The 22,257-nt window shown below is 66.7% G+C and carries 28 protein-coding genes; 8 read left to right on the top strand and 20 right to left on the bottom strand.

The window, feature by feature from the left end:
* Positions 1–4: 4 nt before the first annotated feature.
* From K4G67_RS04670 to K4G67_RS04640, 7 genes are read right to left on the bottom strand one after another with little or no spacing between them, the layout of a single operon-like run.
* The gene (locus K4G67_RS04670) at positions 5–451 is read right to left on the bottom strand and encodes a hypothetical protein (RefSeq protein ID WP_239805219.1); all 447 of its coding nucleotides are present in this window, start codon (positions 449–451) and stop codon (positions 5–7) included.
* Positions 438–1,787, bottom strand: coding sequence for a FliI/YscN family ATPase (locus tag K4G67_RS04665; RefSeq protein WP_239805218.1), 1,350 nt, complete (start codon positions 1,785–1,787; stop codon positions 438–440). The genes K4G67_RS04670 and K4G67_RS04665 overlap by 14 nt, the downstream gene beginning before the upstream one ends.
* 4 nt (positions 1,788–1,791) lie before the next feature.
* A complete protein-coding gene (locus tag K4G67_RS04660) occupies positions 1,792–2,397 on the bottom strand; it encodes a FliH/SctL family protein (protein WP_239805217.1) in 606 nt (201 codons plus the stop codon).
* A complete protein-coding gene (fliG, locus tag K4G67_RS04655) occupies positions 2,390–3,397 on the bottom strand; it encodes a flagellar motor switch protein FliG (RefSeq protein WP_239805216.1) in 1,008 nt (335 codons plus the stop codon). Before fliG ends, K4G67_RS04660 begins: the two co-directional genes overlap by 8 nt.
* Positions 3,394–5,124: a flagellar basal-body MS-ring/collar protein FliF gene (gene fliF / locus K4G67_RS04650; protein WP_239805215.1), complete on the bottom strand. Its 1,731-nt coding sequence runs from the start codon at positions 5,122–5,124 to the stop codon at positions 3,394–3,396. Before fliF ends, fliG begins: the two co-directional genes overlap by 4 nt.
* Positions 5,125–5,127: 3 nt before the next feature.
* Positions 5,128–5,505 (bottom strand): flagellar hook-basal body complex protein FliE, encoded by a 378-nt coding sequence (gene fliE, locus K4G67_RS04645; protein ID WP_239805214.1) that lies wholly within the window; start codon positions 5,503–5,505, stop codon positions 5,128–5,130.
* Positions 5,502–6,770, bottom strand: a complete 1,269-nt coding sequence (locus tag K4G67_RS04640) for a sigma-54 interaction domain-containing protein (protein ID WP_239805213.1) — start codon at positions 6,768–6,770, stop codon at positions 5,502–5,504. The genes fliE and K4G67_RS04640 overlap by 4 nt, the downstream gene beginning before the upstream one ends.
* A gap of 278 nt (positions 6,771–7,048) precedes the next feature.
* Here K4G67_RS04640 and K4G67_RS04635 point away from each other — a divergent pair, with 278 nt between their 5' ends.
* Both K4G67_RS04635 and K4G67_RS04630 read left to right on the top strand, forming a co-directional pair.
* Positions 7,049–7,873, top strand: a complete 825-nt coding sequence (locus K4G67_RS04635; RefSeq protein WP_239805212.1) for a flagellin N-terminal helical domain-containing protein — start codon at positions 7,049–7,051, stop codon at positions 7,871–7,873.
* Positions 7,874–8,136: 263 nt separating this feature from the next.
* Positions 8,137–8,934, top strand: coding sequence for a GIY-YIG nuclease family protein (locus tag K4G67_RS04630; RefSeq protein ID WP_239805211.1), 798 nt, complete (start codon positions 8,137–8,139; stop codon positions 8,932–8,934).
* Between the two features lie 9 nt (positions 8,935–8,943).
* Here the strand turns inward: K4G67_RS04630 and K4G67_RS04625 are convergent, their stop codons facing one another.
* Genes K4G67_RS04625 through flgB form a run of 13 tightly spaced genes read right to left on the bottom strand, consistent with a single transcriptional unit; the run spans position 8,944 to position 18,534 of the window.
* Entirely contained in the window at positions 8,944–9,762 is an 819-nt protein-coding gene (locus K4G67_RS04625; RefSeq protein ID WP_239805210.1) for a flagellar motor protein MotB, read from the bottom strand.
* 1 nt (position 9,763) lies between these two features.
* A complete protein-coding gene (gene motA, locus K4G67_RS04620) occupies positions 9,764–10,627 on the bottom strand; it encodes a flagellar motor stator protein MotA (RefSeq protein ID WP_239805209.1) in 864 nt (287 codons plus the stop codon).
* Positions 10,628–10,678: 51 nt separating this feature from the next.
* Entirely contained in the window at positions 10,679–11,602 is a 924-nt protein-coding gene (locus tag K4G67_RS04615) for a flagellin N-terminal helical domain-containing protein (protein WP_239805208.1), read from the bottom strand.
* Position 11,603: 1 nt separating this feature from the next.
* A complete protein-coding gene (gene flgK / locus K4G67_RS04610; protein WP_239805207.1) occupies positions 11,604–12,944 on the bottom strand; it encodes a flagellar hook-associated protein FlgK in 1,341 nt (446 codons plus the stop codon).
* Positions 12,944–13,306: a rod-binding protein gene (locus K4G67_RS04605; protein WP_239805206.1), complete on the bottom strand. Its 363-nt coding sequence runs from the start codon at positions 13,304–13,306 to the stop codon at positions 12,944–12,946. The genes flgK and K4G67_RS04605 overlap by 1 nt, the downstream gene beginning before the upstream one ends.
* Entirely contained in the window at positions 13,306–14,409 is a 1,104-nt protein-coding gene (locus tag K4G67_RS04600; RefSeq protein WP_239805205.1) for a flagellar basal body P-ring protein FlgI, read from the bottom strand. The genes K4G67_RS04605 and K4G67_RS04600 overlap by 1 nt, the downstream gene beginning before the upstream one ends.
* Before the next feature lie 21 nt (positions 14,410–14,430).
* Entirely contained in the window at positions 14,431–15,090 is a 660-nt protein-coding gene (locus K4G67_RS04595; RefSeq protein WP_239805204.1) for a flagellar basal body L-ring protein FlgH, read from the bottom strand.
* Positions 15,090–15,878 carry a flagellar basal-body rod protein FlgG gene (flgG, locus tag K4G67_RS04590; protein ID WP_239805203.1) on the bottom strand — a complete coding sequence of 263 codons (789 nt, stop codon included), beginning with the start codon at positions 15,876–15,878 and terminating at the stop codon, positions 15,090–15,092. Before flgG ends, K4G67_RS04595 begins: the two co-directional genes overlap by 1 nt.
* A gap of 32 nt (positions 15,879–15,910) precedes the next feature.
* Positions 15,911–16,651 (bottom strand): flagellar basal body rod protein FlgF, encoded by a 741-nt coding sequence (locus K4G67_RS04585; protein WP_239805202.1) that lies wholly within the window; start codon positions 16,649–16,651, stop codon positions 15,911–15,913.
* Between the two features lie 5 nt (positions 16,652–16,656).
* Entirely contained in the window at positions 16,657–17,472 is an 816-nt protein-coding gene (locus K4G67_RS04580; RefSeq protein ID WP_239805201.1) for a flagellar hook-basal body complex protein, read from the bottom strand.
* Between the two features lie 26 nt (positions 17,473–17,498).
* Positions 17,499–17,786, bottom strand: coding sequence for a flagellar hook assembly protein FlgD (locus K4G67_RS04575; protein ID WP_239805200.1), 288 nt, complete (start codon positions 17,784–17,786; stop codon positions 17,499–17,501).
* Positions 17,783–18,187, bottom strand: a complete 405-nt coding sequence (gene flgC, locus K4G67_RS04570; RefSeq protein ID WP_239805373.1) for a flagellar basal body rod protein FlgC — start codon at positions 18,185–18,187, stop codon at positions 17,783–17,785. Before flgC ends, K4G67_RS04575 begins: the two co-directional genes overlap by 4 nt.
* Positions 18,187–18,534, bottom strand: a complete 348-nt coding sequence (flgB, locus tag K4G67_RS04565; RefSeq protein WP_239805199.1) for a flagellar basal body rod protein FlgB — start codon at positions 18,532–18,534, stop codon at positions 18,187–18,189. The genes flgC and flgB overlap by 1 nt, the downstream gene beginning before the upstream one ends.
* Before the next feature lie 271 nt (positions 18,535–18,805).
* Here flgB and K4G67_RS04560 point away from each other — a divergent pair, with 271 nt between their 5' ends.
* The 6 genes from K4G67_RS04560 (at position 18,806) to K4G67_RS04535 (ending at position 22,254) form a co-directional block, all read left to right on the top strand.
* Positions 18,806–19,543, top strand: coding sequence for a MotA/TolQ/ExbB proton channel family protein (locus K4G67_RS04560; protein WP_239805198.1), 738 nt, complete (start codon positions 18,806–18,808; stop codon positions 19,541–19,543).
* Positions 19,540–20,004 carry a hypothetical protein gene (locus K4G67_RS04555; RefSeq protein WP_239805197.1) on the top strand — a complete coding sequence of 155 codons (465 nt, stop codon included), beginning with the start codon at positions 19,540–19,542 and terminating at the stop codon, positions 20,002–20,004. Before K4G67_RS04560 ends, K4G67_RS04555 begins: the two co-directional genes overlap by 4 nt.
* A gap of 44 nt (positions 20,005–20,048) precedes the next feature.
* Positions 20,049–20,567, top strand: coding sequence for a flagella basal body P-ring formation protein FlgA (locus K4G67_RS04550; RefSeq protein ID WP_239805196.1), 519 nt, complete (start codon positions 20,049–20,051; stop codon positions 20,565–20,567).
* 87 nt (positions 20,568–20,654) lie between these two features.
* Positions 20,655–20,954: a flagellar biosynthesis anti-sigma factor FlgM gene (gene flgM, locus K4G67_RS04545; RefSeq protein ID WP_239805195.1), complete on the top strand. Its 300-nt coding sequence runs from the start codon at positions 20,655–20,657 to the stop codon at positions 20,952–20,954.
* Between the two features lie 56 nt (positions 20,955–21,010).
* Positions 21,011–21,277 (top strand): flagellar protein FlgN, encoded by a 267-nt coding sequence (locus K4G67_RS04540; protein WP_239805194.1) that lies wholly within the window; start codon positions 21,011–21,013, stop codon positions 21,275–21,277.
* Between the two features lie 68 nt (positions 21,278–21,345).
* Positions 21,346–22,254, top strand: coding sequence for a lytic transglycosylase domain-containing protein (locus K4G67_RS04535; RefSeq protein ID WP_239805193.1), 909 nt, complete (start codon positions 21,346–21,348; stop codon positions 22,252–22,254).
* The last annotated feature ends 3 nt before the right edge of the window (positions 22,255–22,257 follow it).

The following is a 22,257-nucleotide window of genomic DNA, read 5'->3' as shown; positions in this document are numbered from 1 at the left end:
GCGTTCAACCATCCCGCTTGCGGCGTTTCTTTTCCGTTCCTTTCAAGGATCGTGCCAGATCGGTCCCGTTTTCCTGCCGCTGTCGAAGCACGTCGCGCATGGCGGCTTTGGCCCTGTCGTCGGCCATGTCGCGCCGGCGGGTCGCCTGGGCGAGGGCGGCGCCTTTCTGCTCCGCCTGTGCGGCGGCATGTTGCGCATCGGTGGCGGCGCGGAGGGAAAGCGCGGCAATCTCGCTCGCAAAGCCGCGCATCCGGCGCAATTCGTCGCCATCGCTGCAATCGCGCCGCGCCGAATATTCGGCGCACAGCGATTCGGTGCGCCGGGACAGGCCGTGATGACGGGCAAAACCGGCCTCCGCCTCCGCCGCATCGCGAAGCGCGGTCAGCCGCTGCGCCCCGCGCAACCGCGCCAGCAGCCGCAGCCGCCCCGCCCGCGCCTCAGTTTGGCTCATCGACCAGCGCGAGCATGGCCGAAAGGCTGTCGCCCATCGTGCAGTTTTCTTCGGCAGCCTGCGAAACGAAGGCGCGGATCGCCGGGTTCATCGCCATTGCGCGGTCGACCGCCGCATCGGCCCCCTCGCGATAGGCACCCATGAGAACGAGTTCGCGATTCGCCTCGTAATCCGCGATCCAGGAGCGGACCTGCCGCGCGGCGACGATCTGTTCGTGGGGGACGATGTCGTGCATCACCCGGCTGAGCGATGCGGGCACATCGATGGCGGGATATTGCCCCCGCTGCGCCAGATCGCGGGACAATACGATATGCCCGTCGAGGATTGCGCGGGCGGTATCGACGACGGGATCGTCGTGATTGTCGCCATCGGCCAGCACGGTGAACAGCCCGGTGATCGCACCGCCCGACATGCGCGAATTGCCCGCGCGTTCCACAATGCGGGTGATGCGCGACAATGCGGACGGCGGATACCCCCGCGCCGCGCCCGGTTCGCCGAGCAGCAGACCGATTTCGCGGCCCGCATGGGCAACGCGGGTCAGGCTGTCCATGATGAGCGTGACGCGGCGGCCCGTTTCGCGAAAATATTCGGCGATCGACATGGCCATTTCCGCACCGCGCAGGCGCAGGTTCGCCGCATGGTCGGCAGGCACGGCGACGACGACGGTGCGCGCGGCGGCGGCGCCCGTCATGTGCCGGCTCACGAAATCGGACACCTCGCGCGCGCGCTCCCCAATGAGGGCGACGACCGCGATGTCCGTGTCCGCATGGCGCGCGATCATGTCGATCAGCACGGATTTGCCGACGCCGGATCCGGCGACGATGCCCATGCGCTGTCCAATGCCCAGCGTGGTCAGCGCATTGATCGCGCGAACCCCGCAATCGAAGGTTTCGGCGACGCTGCTCCGCGCGAGCGCGCTTTCCCGCCGTCCCGCAAGCGGCCAGCTTTCGAGCGATCGCACCGGCGGTCCGCCGTCGATCGGCGCGCCGGTGCCATCGACCGCACGGCCGAGAAACGCCTCGCCCACAGGGACGGAACCTGGCTGCCCCACCGCCCGGACGAGCGCGCCCGGTTCCAAACACAGCGAATCGCCGAGCAGCATCAGCAGGCCGCGCCCGTCGCGAAACCCCACCGTTTCGGCAAAGGTTTCCCCGCCGCCCGGCGTTGCGATCCGGCACATGGTCCCGACCGGCACCGGCAATCCGGCCATTTCGACGAGCGGCCCGTCGCACGATACGACCGTACCGAACCGTTTCGGCGGAACGGCGCGCGGCGCGATGTCACTCAGCACATCGTCCCAGCACAGGACGTCGCCGTCGAATGATTCCGCGCTCATCGCATCAGGTTCCGTATACGGCGGCACGCACCGCCACCATCCAGTCGGCCGGCCCGCACACGACGCCGCCGCCGCCCTGTTCCGCGCGCAGGTCGCCGCGCTTCATCGCCGGGTCGACGATGATGCTGCGGCTGAGGCGGTATTCCTCGTCCAGCATCTCGATATCGGCGGGATGCATGCGCAGTACCGGCGGCTCGCCATCCGCGAGCGCGGCAATCGCACGGTCGCACCGTGTCTTCAAAAGCTCGGCATCGCCCGCCGCCTCGCCCAGCACGGCCTCGCACAGCAGCATCACCGTTTCGCGCAGCCGTTCGGCAAAGCGGCCCCGCTCATCCGCGTCGAGCCGGGTGAGCGCCCCGGCAAGGCGCGCGCGGATGGCCTCACGCTCGGCGAATTCGGCCTCGGCCTCCTCCCGGCCTTTCTGTAGCCCGTCGCCATAGGCGCGTTCGATCGGATCGGGGCCGGCCGGCTCCTCTTCCGTCTCGTCGTTTTCGTTCTGCGGTTGGGGGGGCGTGTTGGTAAAACGGCTGTCGGGTGCGAATATGCCGGTGGCGCGCGTATGATCGATCCAGGCGGTGTCGGAAACGTTGAGGGTGTTTTCCTTAAACATAATCGCCACCATCGGCGCCGAACATGATCTCGCCGCTTTCCGACAGGCGTCGGGCGATCTCGACAATGGATTCCTGCGCCTTCTCGACATCGGCACGGCGCAAACGGCCGCGGGTCTTGATCTCGTCCTTCACCCCGTCGGCGGCGCGCGCCGACATCGCGGCATAGAACGGTTCGCGCGCATCTTCGTCCAGCCCCTTGAGCGCGTCGATCAGCACCTCGTTCTCGATCTCGCGCAGCAGGCGACCCATCGCCATCGGCTCGAGCGCGGTAAGCTGGTCGAAGCGGAACATCTCGGCCTCGATCTCGGAGGCGAGCTTGCGGTCGCGCTCCGCAATCGCGGGCATTACGTGCTTTTCCACCCCGGCGGCGCGGTTCATCAATTCGGCCGCCTCGCGCACGCCGCCGATGGCGAGCGTGCGATTGCCGAATCGTTCGGCCAGCCGGCGGTTCAGCAATTCGTCGAGCATGGCGACCGCGTGCGAGGACACAGGACCGATGCGGGCGACGCGCTCGACGACGCCGGACTGATGCCGTTTCGGCAGGGCGGCAAGAAGATGCGCCGCCGGTTCGGGGTCGAGCATGAGGAGCAGCACGGCAATCGCCTGCGGATGTTCGTCCTCGAGCAACGGCACGAGCACCTCCGGCGTCAGCCAGCGGGCGATTTCGATCGTGCGGCTGGGCGCTGTGGGGGCGATGCGGCTCATCATGCCGTGCGCCTTCACCTCGCCGACGGCGCGCGTCATGACGCGCGACAAATGGGTTTGCCGGTCGCCGACACTGAACCCCTGTGCATCGGCGTGGGTGACGAACGATTCGATGGCACTTTCCAGGCCATCGCTCTCGATCTCGCCAAGCTTCACCATGTGGCTGCCCAGCCGTTCCAGCTCCTCCGGTTCGAGCTGCGCCAGCAGGTTCGCGGCGCTGTCGTCGTCGAGCAGCATTACGATCATTGCCGCCCGGTCGGCATCGGTTAGGGATCCGGGTTGCACGGCGGTCATGCGGCTTCCTTTTCGGGTTCGGCCTTGCCGGGTGTGGACGCATCGTCGTCCTCGGCGACATTTTCGTTCGGTACCGCCAGCATCCGGCGCAGGGCGGATACGGCGCGGTCGGGCTGTTCGGTGGCGAGCTGACGGGCGAGCGCGACATGTTCGCGCAGCCGTTCGCCCTGCTGGCCCTTCAACCCTGCGGGCATTTCGCTTTCGATGTCGATGACGGCATCGGGGTCGCGTTCCTCGGCCGTGTCGTCCGTCAATTGCGGATCGGCGACAGGGTTGCGCTCCTTCAACGCTTTCACGATGGGCCGCACACCGAACACCAACGCCAGGATCACCGCGATCAGCGCGACCACATTGCGCAGTACGGTTGCGAACCACGCGGTTTCCCAGAACGGTGCCTCTTCCATCGCGGCGGCTTCGAACCCGCCGGTGACGACCGTGACCTCGTCACCGCGATCCGTCTGCGCCCCGACGGCGGAGGCGACGAGCCGTTCGATGTTCGCGCCGGTGGCGGGCGCGATGGCGGCGAGCGCCTCCTGGCTGATGGCGACGGCGACGGACAGGCGTTTCACACCGCCCGGGCCGTTGCTCGACACGGCGACCTCGCGGCCGAGTTCGTAGGTGCGGCGGGCGCTGCTTTCGCCGGTGGTCTGCATGGGCGGGGTGGGGGCGGTGCCTTCGGGGGCGCCGTCCTCGATGCCCGTCGGCGGCGGCGGGGTGTTGGACAATACGCCCGGAACCCCTGCCATCGGCCCGGCGCCGGTGCTTTCCATCTGGCTTTCGGTCTCGGTGCGGATGGCACCGTCCTTGTCGTAGCTTTCGCGGGCCGAGGTGACCTCGGCCATGTCCAGCTCGACCTGCACTTCGCTTGTAAAATTGCCTTCGCCGAGCATGGGGACAAGCAATTGGGCAATCTGCGCGCGCAGCTTGTCCTCGTACTGGCTCTGCACCTCCAGCGCGCTGCCGCCCTGCGACGTGACGTCGGAGAGGAGGCGGCCATGCTGATCCGCGACGCGCACCGCATCGGGCGACATGCCCGGCACGGAGCCGGCGACCAGATTGACGATGGCGCGCACCTGATCATCCGCGAGCGAACGCCCGCGCGCCATGCGCACCATGACGGAGGCGCCGGGGGCGAGATTGTCGCGCACGAAAACGCTGCGTTCCGGCTGAGCGAGATGGACGCGCACGGCCTCCACCCCATCGATTTCCGCGATGGTCAGCATCAATTCGCGCTCGCGCACATTGCGCAGCCGCTCGCCTTCCAGAGTGCGGCTCGACCCGATGGGGATCGCGTCGAGCATTTGCGCCCCGGTTTCCGGCACGGCCAGCGCGCCGTCGCTCGCCACCAGCATGCGTGCGCGATAGAGATCGTCCTCCGACACCGAAAGCGCGCCGGTGTCGTTGTCGATGGTGTAATCGATGCCAGCGCTTTCCAGCGTTTCGACCACGCTGGCACGCTCGCCATCGCCAAGGCTGCTATATAATACGCGCTGCGGCCCGGACGACATCGCCATCCAGAGCAGCAGGGCCACGACGAGGAGCCCCAGCCCCGCCACCATGGGCAGGCTGCGGCGCACGGCGGGCTGCGCAAGAAAGGCGGCGATGCGGTCGCGCGGGCTGGCCCCTGCCTGCGAAAGCGGGCGCAGCAGGGCAAAACCGGTGGCGTCCCCATTGCGGGGCGTGTCGCCGGTGGGCGGGCCATTGGCGGGCACGGGCAGGGCTGCCATCGGTTATACTCCCATCCGCATGATGTCCTGATAGGCGGACAAGAGCTTGTTCCTGACCTGAAGCGTTGCCTCGAACGCGACGCCGGCTTCCTGTCGGGCGAGCATGACCTGCGCGACGTCGGTGACCTCGCCCCGTTCATAGGCGGCGCTGATCGCGCCGGCGCGTTGCTGCGTCTGGTTCACGCCGTCCACGGCGGTCTTCAGCGTATCGGCAAAGCCGGTGCCGCGCGGGCCGGTGGGGGCCGCATCCGGGGTCGCGGGCGCGCGAATGGATTGAAGCGCTTCCGACCGCTCGATGATCTGCTGACGCAGGGCGATGATCTGCTGCAACCCGCCGGCCGCACCCGGACCGGCACCGATGCCGGTGATGGGCCCGCTCATCGGCCCGCCCCCATCGCCATGCGGGACAGGTCGAGGCCTGCGGCCCGCATGTCGGCCAGACGATAGCGCAATGTGCGCTCGGAGATGCCGAGCTGCCGTGCCGTATGGCCGCGATGGCCGTCATTGCATTGCAGCGCCTCGGCGATGGCGCGGGCCTGCGATTGCTGCACAATATTGGCGAGGCGGGGCGCCGCGCCGGAAATCGCGGCGGGCTCCTGCGTGGCGGCGTCCTGCACCATGTCCTCCACCGCGATGTCCTGCGCCGCAAGGGAGGGCGTGTCCGCGGCGGAGAGTGCGGCGATCGGGCGCGCGGCCATGTCGAAGCAGATGTCCCCCTCGCCGATCATCGTGCCGTCGCCGATCAGCAATGCGCGGCGCATCACGTTTTCCAGCTCGCGAATATTGCCGGGCCAGCTATGCGCCTGCAGCTTGGCGATGGCGGCATCGCTGATCCACGGCAGATCGTCGCCCTGCGCATGACGCAGCATCAGCGCGAAGGCGAGCGGTGCGATGTCCGCGACCCGTTCGCGCAGCGCCGGAATATTGAGCGGAAAGACGTTCAGGCGGTAGAACAGATCCTCGCGGAAGCGGCCCTCGGCCACTTCGCGCGGAAGGTCGCGATTGGCACAGGCGACGATGCGCACATCCACCTTGACCGGGACCGTCGCGCCGAGCGGCAAAATCTCGCCTTCCTGAAGGGCGCGCAGCAATTTCGCCTGAAGCGGGAGCGGCATCTCGGCGATTTCGTCGAGCAGCAGCGTACCGCCATCGGCGGCCTGGAACAATCCTTCGGCACCATTGGCGGCCGCGCCGGTGAACGCGCCCTTGCGATGACCGAAGAGCAGCGCCTCCAGCATGGTTTCGGGCATGGCGGCGCAATTGATCGCGACGAAAGGCTTGCCCGCGCGGTCGCTATGTTCGTGAATGAAGCGCGACAGCACTTCCTTGCCCGTGCCGGTCGGCCCGGCGATGAGCACCGGAATATCGGACTTCGCCAGCTTCTCCGCGAGCACGAGCAGGGCAAGCGAGCCGGGATCGGCGCACACCGGCCCGCCCGACGCGCGTGCGCAGGCAATGCCGGCGGCAAGCGATGCCTCGGTCTGTGCATCGGCATGCCGCACCAGATGGCGATTGGCCCCCTGGCGCACAATCGCAGGGGCCGTATCGCCCCCCGCGCGTTCGAAAACCACCACGATATCGTCGCGCCGGCGTGCCGGCAGATCCTCGTCCGCCTCGCATAGCGTCACGATTCCGGTTCCCGGCATCGATTCGACCACAGTCGCGACCCGGCGAACCAGCGGATTGTGATTTTTTTCGGCGTTTTTACCCGTCCGTGCGGTGAGCATTTGCGAATCCCGTTTACCCTGTTGATGCCCCTGTTTGACTCACCGGCGTGAAAGGCGCCGGAAATTTAAGACAACGTAGAACTACGTACCCATGTGGCCGATCGACCCCCTTAAGCTTTGCCGCTGCCTGCCGGTCTTTGGGGGGACAGCGCGGCAATCCGCCATCGCTGCTCAACCGAAACCAAAGGGAACACATCATGGCCGTTATCAATTCCAACATCAGCGCTCTTCGCGCCACCAACGCTTCGACCATGGCCGACAAAATGACCGGCCAGGCAATGGAACGCCTTTCCACCGGCAAGCGCATCAACTCCGCCAAGGACGACGCCGCCGGCCTCGCCATCGCCACCGGCATGACCTCGCAGGTGCGCGGCATGAACCAGGGCATCCGCAACGCCAACGACGGCATCGCCCTTGCGCAGACGGCGGAAGGTTCGCTCGACGAAGTCACGAACATGCTGCAGCGTATGCGTGAACTGGCCGTGCAGAGTGCCTCGGGCACCTATACCGACACTGACCGCATAAACATGACGGCCGAAGTCGACCAGCTCACCGCACAGCTCGGCGACGTCGTAACGAACGCCGAATTCAACGGCACGAAGCTGTTCGACGGCACCGTGGCGACCGTAACGATCCAGGCCGGTGCGAATGCCGCCGACACGGTCGACATCACCAATGCCAACCTGACGACGCTGACGGGCGGTACCGGCACGGCGGGCTCCTACGCCGTGGATACGCAGGCCAATGCCAGCTTGACGCTCGGACTGCTCGACACGGACATCACCGCGATTGCCACCGCGCGTGCCGGCATGGGTGCTTCGCAGAACCGTCTGGAATCGGCGGTGAACAGCCTGTCCAACAACGCGACCAACCTGACCGACGCGCGTTCGCGGATCATGGATACCGATTATTCGGCGGAAACGACCGCTCTCGCCAAGGCGCAGATCCTGAGCCAGGCTTCGACCGCGATGCTGGCGCAGGCCAACCAGAGCACGCAGAACGTGATGTCGCTGCTGCGTTAATTTTCGGCCTCCCACCGTGCGCCCCTCACCGGGCGGAACGGGCGCCCGGCGAGTTCCCCCTCCAGGAACTCGCCGGGTTTTGGCGTTTGGCGTGTAGCGGCTTGATGGGATGTGCGCATCCTGCCACACCGCTCGCTCGCACGAGGAGAACGCCGTGGCCCATGGCCGAACCATCAAGCTGTTCCTGATCGATGGAACCGCGACCGGGCTGAAGACCGCGATAAATTCATAACTGGACCGGCCATCTCCTCCACTTCCCCCGTATGCGAATCGCCGATGCGCTATGTCGCAGCGAGGCCGAGCGCACCGGGATCTACTTCCTTGTCGGGCCGGATCCCGACCACCCCGCGCGCAGCCGTGTCTATATCGGCGAGGGGGACAATGTCTCCCGGCGTTTGCGCGCACATGACTCCGACGCTGGCAAGGATTTCTGGCAACAGGCGTGTATCGTCACGTCCAAGGATGCCAATCTCACCAAGGCGCACGCCCGCTATCTCGAAGCGCGGTTGATCGAGCGCGCGCACAAGGCCGGGCGCGCCGAGGTGGAGAACCGGAACGGCGGTGCGCCCAATGCCCTGCCGGACAGCGACATGGCGGACATGGAATATTTCCTCGAACAGATCGAGACGGTCTTGCCCGTCGTCGGGATCGATGCGCTGCGCTCGAAATCGAGAATGGCGGAGGGGGAGGCGCCCGATCGCGCAGGGAGTAACCGCTCGATCCCGCTACAATTGAAAGCGCCCCGGCACGAGGTCGAGGCCCATGCCGAGGAAAACGACGGCGAGTTCGTCGTGCTGCGCGGTTCGACCGCGAGCGCGTTCGAGGGGCATACGTCCAATCAATATGCCGAGACGCGTGCAACGCTGATCGAGCAGGGCATATTGCGGGAGGACAGGCCGGGCGGTCCGTTGCGCGTAACCCAGGACACCGTGTTCCGCAGCCCGAGCGAGGCGGCGGCCGTCCTCCTCAACCGCAACGCGAATGGCCGGACCGAATGGAAGCTATCCGGTACCGGCCAGACGTTGAAAGCGTGGCAAGAGGCGCAGCTTAGCCGCGATTGAACGTTGGTTTTAGCGCAGGAGCAGGACCGAGATGCGGCGATTGCGCGGATCGGCGGGATTGTCCGCGATGAGCGGTTCCATGTCGGCAACACCCTCGATCCGGCGGAACCGGGTCTGCGCGACGCCATTGCGCATCAATTCCTGACGCGTGGCCTCGGCCCGGCCGGTCGACAGCGACCAGTTGTTGGCGACAAGGCCCGGTTTCCATTTCAGCGCATCGGTATGGCCGCGCACGATGATCGGGGCGCTGTCCTGCGACACGGCCTTGGCGATGACATCGACCAGCGCGCGGGCGCGGTCGGTCAACACGGTGGTGCCAAGCGCGAACATCGAGAAATCGGCATCGTCGACGAGATCGATGCGAATGCCCTCGGGCGTTTCCATGACCCGCACCTGCCGCGCAAGATCGCGCAGCTGCGCGCTTTGCCGCAAGCGTTGTTCGATGCGTTCGCGCAGCACGTTGGCCGACGGGGCATCGGCATCGCGCGGCGGCGATTGCAGGCTCGTCTGCGACTTTGCATCGCGCAGATCTTCGGCGGCGTTGAGTGAATCGCCCTTGAGCAAGCCGCTCGATCCCGCCGCATTCTCCTTGAGATTGACGAGCGTGGGCGTGAAATAATCGGCGAGCCCCTGCTTCTGCTTTTCCGTCGTCGCGCCCAGCAGCCATAGCAGCAGGAAAAACGCCATCATTGCCGTCACGAAATCGGCATAGGCGACTTTCCACGCGCCGCCGTGATGTCCGGCCGCCTGCACGACGACCTTCTTCACGATGATGGGGCGGACCGGTTCCTCGACCGGGGCGGGTTGCAGCAGCGGAGCCGTGGCCATCTTACGCAGCCTTCAACGTGTCAAGCAGGTCGGTCAGCGGCGGACGCAGCGCATCGGGCAGGCCCGACCGCGCCGATTCCACGGCCAGCGCATGCGGCCATCCGTGCAGGCTGGCGATCATGACCTGCTTGATCGAATGGAAGATCTGCTGATCCTGCTGATTGATCTTGGCGAGCTTGCCGGAGAGCGGACCGACGATGCCATAGGCCAGCAGCACGCCCAGAAACGTGCCGACCAGCGCCGAACCGATCATTCCGCCAAGCACCGCGGGCGGCTCGTCGATGGAACCCATCGTCTTCACCACGCCGAGAACCGCGGCCACGATACCCAGCGCGGGGAGCGCATCGGCCAGATTCTGAAGCGCATGGGCCGGCTCGTCCATGTGGTGGAAATGGCTCTTGATCGCATTGTCCATCACCTCCTCGACCGCATGCACCTCCAGCGTGCCCGACGACACGATGTTGAGCATCAGCGTATCGCAGATCAACTCGCGCAGCGCCTTGTCGCTGAGAAGGCGGGGATATTCGGCGAAAATGGCCGATTCCATCGGAAACTCGGCATGCGCTTCCAGGGCAACCGGCCCTTCGAGTTTGAACTTGCGCATGAACCGGCCGGTGAGAGCGATGGCGTCGATATGGTCCTGCTTGGTATAGCGCGGCCCCTTGAACACCTTGACGAAACCCGCGCCGATGGCCTTGAGCTCATGCATGGAATTGCCCGCCACGAGAGCGCCGATCGCGGCGCCGCCGATGATGAGCATTTCGTGCGGAACGGCGTGCATGACCGGCCCCAGCGCACCGCCGGTGATGGCGAAACCCCCGAACACCATGACGATCAGAATGACGATGCCTATTGCCGGCAGCATGGAATTTCCCCCTAGGACAGAATAAAAAATTGCTTTGAAAGCGCCGCGAGATCAGCGAATGGCGTCGAACAGCGTCAGCTGGCTAAGCCGTGCGAAACCCGCCTGGCTTCCTTCGAGCACGAGCATCAGCTGTTGCAGCTGCGTAATGGCGGAGGCCACGTCGACACCACCGGTGCGGTCGCTTTCCTCGGCGCGCGCGACGGACGAGGCGACCTGGCGGTCCTGCACCGTTTCGATCCAGGCGACGCGCGTGCCGACCGCGGTCTGCGCGCGGGTAATCGATTCCAGCCCCGCATCCATCGCCGCCAGCGAATCGCGGGCCACCGACGATCCCGCGCCGGCAAGCATGGCCTCGGCAAGGTTGCGCACGACGGCGAAGATGTCGGAGGTGGTGCCGCCGATTGTGAATTCCGCGAATTGCGGCCCGGTGACGCCGCGCGTGACGCGCTGCCCTTCGCCCAGTTCGACGACGCCGGGATCGTTGGTGCCGACATAGACCGCCGCCCCCGTCGCATCGATTTCGTAGGCCTGTCCCGACGCCGCCCCGCCGAATGCGGCATGGCCGGTGGAGGTGCGGGCGTTGGCATTGGCCACCATACCCTCGTGCAATTGGAGCAGCTCGCCGGAAATGAGCCGCCGCTGCTCTTCCGACATGGTGTCGCTCGATGCCCAGACGGCGAGTTCGCGCGCACGGATGAGATCGCCGGCAATGTTCTGCAGCGCGGTATCGGCATAGCTCAGGTCGTTGGCCGCGCGGGCGGCGTTCGATGCGTCGATTTCGGCAAGCCGGTCCGCGCGCATCAGGCTGCGCAGGCGCGATGCGGCGACGGGATCGTCGCTCGACCGTTCGATCCGCTCGCCAGTGGCAAGCTGCGCCTGCATGCGCTCGGCTTCCTTGCGCAGCGTGCCCATCTCGATCCGGGAGCGGTTGAAGAAGGCGGAGGTGCCGCTCGTGATATTGGCGCCATAGGTCATGTCAGCGAATTCCCAGCATGGTGTCGAAGATTTCGGCGGCCACCTGAATGACCCGGCCCGAGGCCTGGTAAGCCTGTTGGTAGCGCACCAGATTGGCGGCCTCGGTGTCGAGATCGACGCCGGTTTCGGTGGAAAGCGCGACGCTCGCCGTATCGGCCAGCGTGCGCAGCGCATCGCGCGTGATGCTGCGCCCGTCGATGGCGCTCGACACCTGCAGCAACAAGGCATCGAGCTGTGCCGCAGGGCCGTTCGGGCCGGCCAGCACGGAACGCAGCGAATCGAGATTGCTGGTGTCGCGGCTATTGGGGCCGCTGCCCGTGGGCGCGGTGGCGAGATCGGCGCCGTCGGTGATGGCGAGCGCGATGTCGCGTGCTCCCGCCCCTGTGAACATCGGCGGTGCCGCCGCGCCCGATTTGGTGACGCCGTTCGCCTGCGCAGCATTGACGGTCGTGATCAGGCTCGACGCAATATCGTCGAGCGATGTACGCACGTCGACCATGCGGTCGAGCGCGCGGGCCGAACCCGAAAGCCGCCCGGCAACGACCGTGGTCGGACCGCCGGTGGTCGCGAATTCCAGCGTGCCGTCGGCCGCGATGGCAATCTCCAGATCCTCGGATTGGGCGCCGAGCACGAGCAAAGGCTCCGTCCCGCCGGCGAGCCGTACCGACACGCGGCCAAGCGAATCGAATTCCGTCCGGATGCCCGCGATCGTCGACATCTGCGAGAGCAGCGCATCGCGCTTGTCGAGAAGGGCTGCGTGATTGCTCGTGCCGACCTCGCTGCGCGAGAGGCCGATATTGTTGCGCGCCAGCTCCTGCGAGATGACGTTGAGCGTGGTCACATCCTCGGTCGCGCGAATATGCAGCCCGCGGGTCGAGGCATCGAGCCCTTCGACCGCGATGGCGAAGGTCTGCACCAGCGTTTCGGCTTCTTCCACGACCTGCGTGCGCAGCGATGGGTCGAGCGGATCGGACACGAGCTGCGACAGCGCGGATTCGAAATCCACGCCAGCCTCGAAAATGCCGGCCTTCTCGATCGCGGTTTCCTGCTCTCGCATGCCTAGGAGTTCGGCATCGGCGCGGGTCACGTCCGATTCGGTGCGCCGCGCCTCGCTCAACAGGAAGGCGGAGCTAACGCGGTTGACCCGTTCGGTCCGCACGCCGGACGGCGCGCTGCTGGAATTGAGGCCGATGCCGCCGGTCGCGGTCACCTCGGACAGTTGGATCGAGCGACGGGCGTAAGTCGCGTTTTCGGTATTGGCGATATTCTGCGCGGTGAGTTCGAGCGCGGCACGCGCCGCCGCGGCCCCGCTCTTGCCGATCACCATCATGTTCGAGGACATCAGCGCATTCCCTTCATTGCGGCCAGTTGCGTTTCGATCGACGCGGCGAGGCCGAACGCGCCGGTTTGTGAGGCGATGTCGGCGAGATGTTCGTCACGCATCGCGGTAAACTGTTCCATACCCTGGCCGCCCATGACGTCCTCGCCGCCGAAATCGGTCGCGCGGGCAGAGGCGAAAAGCTGGCGCAGCATGATCGCCTCGAAGGCCTGCGCCGCGCGCTTGATCTCCGCGCGTTCGGCGCTGGCCTGCTCGGCCTGTTCGGGCGCTGCTTCGCTGGCGCGCGGCGGCGCGGTTCCCTCCGCCGCCCCGGTGATGCGCAGGGCAGAGACGGGCGGGGCGGCCATGGGGACGATCGGCGGCATCACAGCACCACCATTTCGGCCTTGAGCGCGCCGGCCTGTTTCAGCGCCTCGAGGATGACGACGAGGTCGGACGCCCCGACGCCGAGCATGTTGAGCGCATCGACGATCTCGGCAAGATCGGCGCCGCCGGGCATCAGGTTCACCTTGCCGCCATATTCGTCGGCGCTGACCGTGCTCGACGGTTCGAGCGCGGTGCGACCGTCGCTGAACGGGGCGGGCTGTACCACCATCGGGTCTTCGTCCACCCGCACGACGAGGCGGCCATGGCTGATCGCGGCGGGCGACAGGCGGACGGCCTGATTGATGACGACAGTGCCCGAACGGCTGTTGACGATGACCTTGGCGGCGGTTTGGGCCGGGTTCACCTCGATCGTTTCGATCTCCGCCATCATCGCGGAGCGAATGTCGGCGCCATGCGGCAGGACGAGCGACAGGGTGACGCCATCGACAATGCTGGCACAGCCGGGAAAGCGCGAATTGATCGCATCGCGCAGCCGCCGCGCGGTCAGGAAATCCGCATCGTGAAGATTGAAGCGCAGCGCCCCTTCGGAATCGAAACCGGTGGCGACGCCGCGTTCGACCGTGGCGCCGGCGGCGATCCGCCCCACGGTCGGCACGTTGACGGTCAGGCTGGACCCGTCGCGGCCTGTCGCGTCGAGCCCGCCGACGGCAAGGTTGCCCTGCGCCATGGCGTAGATCTGCCCGTCCGTCCCGATCAGCGGGGTCAGCACCAGCGCGCCGCCGCGCAGCGATTTCGCCTTGCCGATGGTGGACACGGTCACGTCGATCCGCTGCCCCGGCTTTGCAAAGGCGGGCAGTTCGGCGGTGATGATGACGGCCGCTGCGTTCTTGAGGCCAGGTTCGACGCCCGGCGGCAACGGCATGCCGAGCCGGCCCGATACGCCGCGCATGGCCTGTGTCACATATTCCAGATTGTTGTCGCCGGTGCCGGGAAGGCCGACGACCACGCCATATCCGGTAAGCTGGTTCGGGCGCACGCCCTGAAACTCGCCGAGATCGCGCACGCGTTCGGCATGCGCGGGAACGGCGGCGACCAGGCCTGCGCAGGCGGCGATCAGGGCGAGAAGGAATTTGCGAAACATCACGGGCACTTTCTCAAGGGTTCAAAACGGGCTGATGCGGCCGAAGAAACGGCTGAGCCAGCCGGGGCGGCTCGCCTGCTGCACCGCGCCGTCGCCGGCGTAGATGATCCGCGCATCGGCCACGGCGGTCGACAGAATCTGATTGTTGTAATCGATGTCGACGAGCCGGATGATGCCCGAAAACTGCACCCATTCGGTCCCCTGGCTCAGCAACATCTGTCGTTCTCCCTTGATCAGTGCGGTGCCGTTGGGTCGCACCTCCGCGATGGTGACGGCGATCGCGCCGGTCAGCGCGGAACCCTGCGCCGCATCGCCCCGTCCATTGAACGACGATTGGGCCGCGGCCTTAAGAGCCTCCGGGTTGAGGAAATCGAGCGGGCCTGCCGCGGGCGGCGTGATCGACGCGCTGCCGTTGCGCTGCGTTCGTGCATCGGCGTTCTTGGTGGCGTCGATGAATTCCACGAGCAGCACGGTGACAGGATCGCCGACGCGCGCCGCCCGCGCGCCGGAATGCAGCCCGGCATAGCCGTCGGCCGCATGAAAGATCGCCCCGTCGCGCGGTGTATAGACCGGCGGCGGCGCGGGCAGGGCGGCCTGATAACCAGGCTGCGGCTGCGTCGTGGCGCAGGCCGACAGCATGAGGCCCATGATACCGACCGAGAGGGGAACGACGCCGCGCATCACAGCGTCTGGTTCGCGTTGCGGAGCATTTCGTCGACGGCGCTGACCATCTTGGAATTGATTTCGTAGGCCCGCTGCGCCTCGATCATCTCGACCAGCTCTTCGACGACGTTCACATTGCTGGATTCCAGCATGCCCTGATTGATCTTGCCGCGCCCGTCGACCCCGGCAACGCCCTGCTGCGGGTCGCCGCTCGCCGCGGTGGCGCGCAAAAGATTGTTGCCCATCGCCTGAAGCCCGTTGGGATTGGCAAAGCTGGTGACCGTGATCTGGCCCAGCTGCACCGGCTCCGCATCGTCGGCGAGCACGGCGGAAACCGTGCCGTCTTCGGCGATGGAGATGGATTGCGCGCCTTCGGGCACGTCGATGCCGGGCTGCACCGGGTAGCCGTGCGAGGTGACGAGCTGCCCCTCGCCCGAAAGGGTGAAATTGCCGGCGCGGGTGTAGCCGATCGTGCCGTCTGGCATCTCGATCTCAAAGAAGCCATCGCCGTTGAGCGCGACGTCGAGCGCATTGCCGGTGCCGTTCAAGGTGCCTTGCGAGTTGATCCGGCTCGTCCCCTGGATCGCGACGCCGGTGCCGAGGTTGATGCCGACCGCATAGGCGGTGTTCTCGCCCGATTGCTGCCCGGCGACGCGCGCATCCTGATAGGCGAGCGTGGCGAAATCGGCGCGGTCACGCTTGAACCCGGTGGTGCCGATATTGGCGAGGTTGTTGGCGATGACGCGCATGCGGGCGTCCTGCGCCTCAAGCCCGGTGCGGGCGACGTGGAGAGCGGAAACGGGCATGAATTATACTCCTTGGCGAATGCGCGCGCGGATCAGCGCAGCGACATCAGGCGGGCGGTGGACTGGTCCAGCTCGCTCGCGGTGGAAAACAGTTTGGAACGGCGGTCGAAGCTGCGCTGCGCCTCGATGATGTCGACCAGCACCTGGCTGGAATCGACATTGCTCTGCTCCAGCGCGCCGGTCAGCAATTCGGCGGTCGGGTCGGCGGGCAGAACGCCGCCGCCCACGACCCGCATGAACCCGTCGAGATCCTTCTCGATCCGGCTGCCGGCGGGATTGGCGAGCTTGATGCGGCCGATATCCTCGGCCGGTTCCTCGGGCTGGGCCGGGTCGGCGGCGAGGACGGTGCCGTCGTCGCTGATCGTTACGATGCGGCCCGGCGGCACGGTGATCGGCCCGGCCTCCCCCATGACGGGGCGGCGGTCGCCATTCTGCAACACGCCGCCCACGCCCACGGACAGATCGCCGCGGCGCGAATAGACCTCCGCCCCGTCGGCGGCCTGCAAGGCGATGAGAGCCTCGCCCGTCACCGCCACGTCGAGTGGCTGGCTGGTCCGCACGATCTCGCCCGCCGTCATGTCGGCGCCGCGCACCGTGCCCTGCGTCTGCGCGCGGGTTTCGAGAGCCGGCCCCTTCAGCGTCTTGGTCTGCACGGCGAAGGTTTCGCCACGAAAGCCCGGCGTCTGCGCATTGGCGAGATTGCTGGCCACGGCGCGTTGACGCACCATGGCCGAATCCATGCCGGTGAGCGCAGTGTAGATCATGCGGTCCATGGGTCTTAGCTCCGCAGGTTCAGGATCGTCTGCGAAAGCTGCGTCGCGGTATCGACCGCCTTCGCATTGGCCTGGAAGTTGCGCTGCGCGGTGATGAGACCGACCATCTCCTCGGCCAGATCGACGTTCGAACGTTCCAGCGCGCCCGACAGCACATTGCCGTAACGCCCGATCCCCGGCAGGCCATAGGTCGGATCGCCCGACAGGCCGGTCGATTCCCACTGCGAATTGCCGAGCTGCCTGAGGCCCGTCGGCGCGATGAAGCTGACGAGGGCGACGCGGCCGACCGGTTCGACTGAGCCATCGACATAGGACGCGGTCAGAATGCCGTTCTTGCCGATCGAGATGCCGGACAATTCGGCGCCCGCGCCGTTGGCCTGCGGGATTTGCGCATCGATGGTGGTGGTCGTGTCGATCACGTCGCCATTGGCATCGACCGCGTAAAGCTGCAGCCGGTTGTTGAAACCGTCATGCATGAAGCCCTGCCCGTCGACGGCAAAGGCGCCGTTGCGGGTAAAGGCGGTCTTGTTGTTTTCGGCGCCGCGAATGGCAAAGAAACCGTCGCCGTTGATGGCAAGGTCGGTGGTCGCGCCGGTCTGTTCGGTGGCGCCCAGCTTGAAGTTCTGCTTGATCGAGCTGACCTGCGCGCCGATGCCGACGGTCAGGCGGGGATCGGCATTGGCGCCACCGGCGACGAGATCGGAAAACTCGGTATCGCTTTTCTTGAAGCCGGTCGTTTCGGCATTGGCGATGTTGTGCGCGATCACGCCGAGATCGGTCTGCGCATTCTTGAGGCCGCTCAGCGAGGTGTAGAAGGACATCGGTTATTCTCCGCTTGGTAAAAGGGTCAGGACGCTGCGGTCTGCGCCGCGATCAGCGCATCCAGCTTGTCCGAGATGTCGGACAGGCGTTCGTTGGTTTCATTGGTGCCGGCGAGGCTGGAGAACTGGGCCATCTGGGCCAGCATGTCCTTGTTGTCGGCGGGATCGGTGGGGTCCTGCTGCTGAAGCTGTGTCATGAGCAGGCGCAGGAAATCGGCATGGCCGAGCTGTGCGAAACCGCCGCCGGCCTGCGGGGTGGTCGCCGCGCTGACATTATTGGCGGCGGTCAGCTGATTCAGGCTGGTGACGGTCATTTCATCCTCATCGTATCGATCATCAATTGCTTGGCGGTCTGCATCGCCTCGACCAGGTTCTGGTACTGTCGGCTGCTTTCCATGATCTCGACCATCTCGGCGGTCTCATCGACGGAGCTGTCCCACACGTCGCCGTTTTCATCGGCCATCGGGTGGCCGGGTTCGTGGCGGCGGATGGGGGCATCGTCGCTGCGGTAGACACCGTTGACCTGCACCGTGGACAGGCCCGAGGCGCGGTCGAGATTTTCGCTGAATACCGGGCGGAGCGGGCGGTAGGCGTCCTGCTCGCTCCCCGCGACGGCGCCAGCATTGGCAAGGTTGGACGCCGCCGCGTTCATGCGCACGAGCTGTGCCGACATGCCGCGTTGAACGACGGAGAACAGGTTGAGATTATCGGCCATCATTCGCCTCGCAATGCGCGGTTGACGGTGTTGACGCGCCCTTCGACGAAGGACAGCGTGGCCGAATAGGCGACCGCATTCTCGGCAAAGGCCATCTGCTCGTTGGCAAGCTCCACCGTGTTCCCGTCGAGCGAGGGCATCACCGGAATGCGGTAACGCGTGGCGCCCGCAACGGCGCGGCCGGTGTCGCTCCCCCCTTCGCGCATGGCGAGGGCGGTGGCGAAATCGATGTCCTTCGCCTTGTACCCAGGCGTCGCGGCATTGGCGATGTTGGAGGTCAGCATGCCAAGCCGCTGCGAGCGCAGTTCGAGCGCGGCGCCGTGAATGCCGAAAAGACCTTCGCTCATGTGCTCGTGCCTTTCTGTGTGTTCGTGTCCATCGGACGTGTCCCTGATCGTGAATGGCTGTGCCGGAGGTATCAGCAAGGTGCGTGCCAGTTTTGCGCCGCCGCCCGATTTACGGGGCGTTCCAGGCGGCGCAGGGCAGGGCGGGGATGTGGCGGAGAAAAGGCGCGGAAACGGGGGCGGCAAGCGTTTGCCGCATCCGGCAAATGAACGCCGTGCCCTGAAAACCATGCGTCCGCTGCCGTTCTTGCCGGGAGAAGGAGAACCCCGTTCGATGCCCGCATCCGTCCCATCCGATCCATCGCTCCCCGGTTCCGTGTCGGATGGCTGGCTGTCGCTCGCCTGGATGCCGACCGAGTTTGCTCTGTTCGACTGGAGCAGCGCGGCCATCGTCATCGGCGGTACGCTGGTGGCGACGGTGCTGCGTTCCGGGCGGGCGGATCTTGCCGCGACGGGGCGGGCGCTGGCCGGGCTGCGCGTGCGGGCGTTCTCCTATGACCATGCACGCGCGCAGGTCGCGAATGCGGTGGAAAATCTGCGCCATGACGGGCTCTATCGTCCCGGTGATCTGCCGCGCGACGATGCCGAAACGGCCGAGGCGCTGGACGCGCTGGTGACGACACGTTCGCTCGATGCGCTGGGCGCTGTGCACGATGCCTTTGCGCGCAGGCGGCGCATGCTTCGCAACGCAGCCTTGCGCGTGTTGCAGCAGGGGGCCGAACTCGCCCCGGTGTTTGGCATGGCCGGCACGCTCGTCGCGCTCGCACAAGTGCCGCAGGGTGGATATGGCGCGGGCGCCATGGCGGGCGCGGTGGCGCGCGCGGTGCTGACCACGCTTTACGGGCTGTTGCTGGCGCATCTCGTGCTGATGCCGCTCGCCCGCTATATCGAACGGCGGGGCAAGCGGGAGGACGAGGATCGCGAGCGGCTGGTCCATTGGTTGAGCGAACAGCTCGCCGAGGCAGTCCCGCACGAGGAGCTGACCCGCCCGGTAGAGCGCGAGGCGGCATGAGCGGGATCGGCAAAAGCTGGCAGGTGATGCTCGCCGATCTGGCGATGATCCTGTTCCTGGTCGCGGCATCCGCCGTGCCGGCGCGCGAAATCGCGCCCGCCGAGGTCGCCTTGACGGAGCCGGTCGTCGCGGGCGAGCCGAGTGCCGTTTTCCGCGACAATGGGGAGGATAAACGCTTTGCCCGCTGGCTCGACAGCCGGTCCGCCGACGCGCGCGAAACGCTGACCATACGGGGCGGGCCGGAGGCCGGGCGGTATGATGGCGCGCTGGCGCGGGCGGCGGCCCTGTCCGCGATTGCCGCCGCGCGGTGGGTTGCAACGCGCATCGTGCTGGAACCCGAAAGCGGGGATGCTGTGATCGCCGTATTCGCGTTCGACCGGCGCGGGGCGGGATTGCCGAAACGGGAGAGGGAAGGCGACAAGGCACTCGCCGCATCGCTGGTCGCGCCGCTTGGCATATAGCTTGCATCGAATCGCGCATGACACGCGTTTCAAGAGGCATACCCATGACATTTCACCCCATCGCCATGCTGGCCGCGACGATGGCGCTGGCGGCGGCCGCGCCGGGCGCGGCGCTGGCGCAACCGTTCACCGACCCCGCCGCGATCGACGCCGCCGTCGCCGGCTTTACCGGCGCATCCATCGGCGAACCGCGCGGTGCACGCGGCCCGGTCGACCGGCGCCTGAAACTGGCGCGCTGCGGCGTTCCGCTCGCCTTGGAATGGTATGGCCGGCGGCAGGATACGGTGCGCGTCGCATGCCCCGATGCGGGCTGGCACGTATTCGTCGCCGTCGATCCGGTTCGCTCCACCGCGGCAAAGCTTGCCGCCACCCCGGTGGTGAAGCGCGGCGACCGCGTGACGGTGATGGTGCGCGGACGCGGCTTTACCGTGTCCCAGGGGGGCGAGGCGACCGCCGATGGCGCCGCCGGCGAATGGATCACGGTGCGCATGGACGGTTCGCGCGAAGAGGTGCAGGCCCGCGTCGAACGCGCCGGAACCCTGATCATTCCGGCCCTGTCCTGAAATCGTGAAAAATCGGCGAGGGGCGGTTAATAAACATGCCGATGCGCCGTTCTTCAATTCGAACGCATGACCCATAGGAGACCTTCTGTGTCACCCTTCGATATTTCCGCCGTCAATTCCTCTGCCCGCACTGGTGCGGTATCGGCGCGCGACATGGGCCAGGCCTCGGCCCCTGCACTGTCGGACGGGGCAAAACCTGTCGCTGCGGCGCGGAACGATGCGGTTCGCGTCGAAACCAGCGCGACCCCGACGAACGGCGCCCCGTTCGATGCGGACCGGGTTTCGGCCATTCGCAACGCGCTGCGCGACGGCACCTACCCGATCCAGCCGGCCAAGATTGCGGATGCAATGATCGCAGGGCGCCTGTTGTTGAGCATTCCGCAGTGAGCCGGCGCGTGAAACCCGCGCCAAGGCCGAACGGGCCGGAGGCGGCATTGCGGCAAATGATTGCCGTTCTGCACAAGGAGCGGCAGGCGCTTGCCGATCTCGACCTCAACGGTCTGGTCGGCTCGGCAGAGGAAAAGCAATCGCTGTGCGGTGCGCTTGATCACATGACGCCTGCGACCTTGCCCGAAGAATGCCGCAGCCTTGCGGAATCGGCGCGTCAGATGAACGAGGTCAACCGCCGGATCCGCAACCTCCTCGCCGCGAATGTCGCCATGCGGCTCGAAATGATCGGCGGCACCAGCGGGCTTTACCGCCCGCGCTGATATTCCGGCACATCTGGCACGGCTCTTGCTGAAACACTCCTCGAAGACAGTCTTCGAGGATTTCGCATATGAGCGGTCAGAACCCAATCGCGCTATCGCCGGTCGCCACGCCCGGCGCCCCTGTGGATCGCACCCGCGCCGCGATCGCCGGCGCGGCACAGGCCACCGGCACCGATTTCCACTTCATGATGGCACAGGCCCGGATCGAATCGGGACTCAATCCCTCCGCCCGTGCGCGGACCTCCTCTGCCACCGGACTTTATCAATTCATCGACAGCACCTGGCTCGCCACGCTCAACCGGCATGGGGAGGCGCTGGGTTATGGCGGGGCGGCGCGGGCCATCGACATGCGCGGCGGTCGCGCGGTGGTCACCGACCCTTCGCAACATGCCGCGATCATGGCCCTGCGCTACGATCCGCAGGCCAATGCGCTGATGGCCGGTGCGCTTGCCAATGACAATCGTGCGGCGCTGACCCCGGTGCTGGGGCGGGAACCGGATTCGGCGGAGCTGTATCTCGCGCATTTCCTGGGGGCGGGCGGGGCGTCGCGCTTCCTAACCGCGCTCAACGCGGAGCCGGGGCAGTCGGCCGCCGCCGTGCTGCCGCAGGCGGCCGGTGCCAACCGGGCGATCTTCTACGACGGCGGTCGGGCTCGTTCGCTGGGTGAAGTGATGGGGGTGATCCGTGGCAAGATGGCGCACGCGATGCGCGACGACGGCGCCGTGCCGCAATTTGCGCCGTTCGACCCGTCCGCCCCCGCCGGTCCGGGGCAACCCTGGCGGATGGAGGCGGCGCGATGGGCGGCGGATCATCCCGCCCGCTCCTCGCCAATGCCGGCGCCGATGGCCACACCGGCGCATCATGCCGCGCCGGTATCCGACATGCTGCGCACCAATTTCGCGCTCGACGGGAATGACGGACCGGGCGGCGCCCATGTGCGCCGGGCCTATGCGCGCCTGCGGGCGGTGGGGCTTTGACGA

The sequence above is a fragment of the Croceicoccus hydrothermalis genome, from assembly GCF_022378335.1.
GTDB classification, from domain to species: domain Bacteria; phylum Pseudomonadota; class Alphaproteobacteria; order Sphingomonadales; family Sphingomonadaceae; genus Croceicoccus; species Croceicoccus hydrothermalis.
This window is presented reverse-complemented; position numbering and strand designations above follow the sequence as displayed.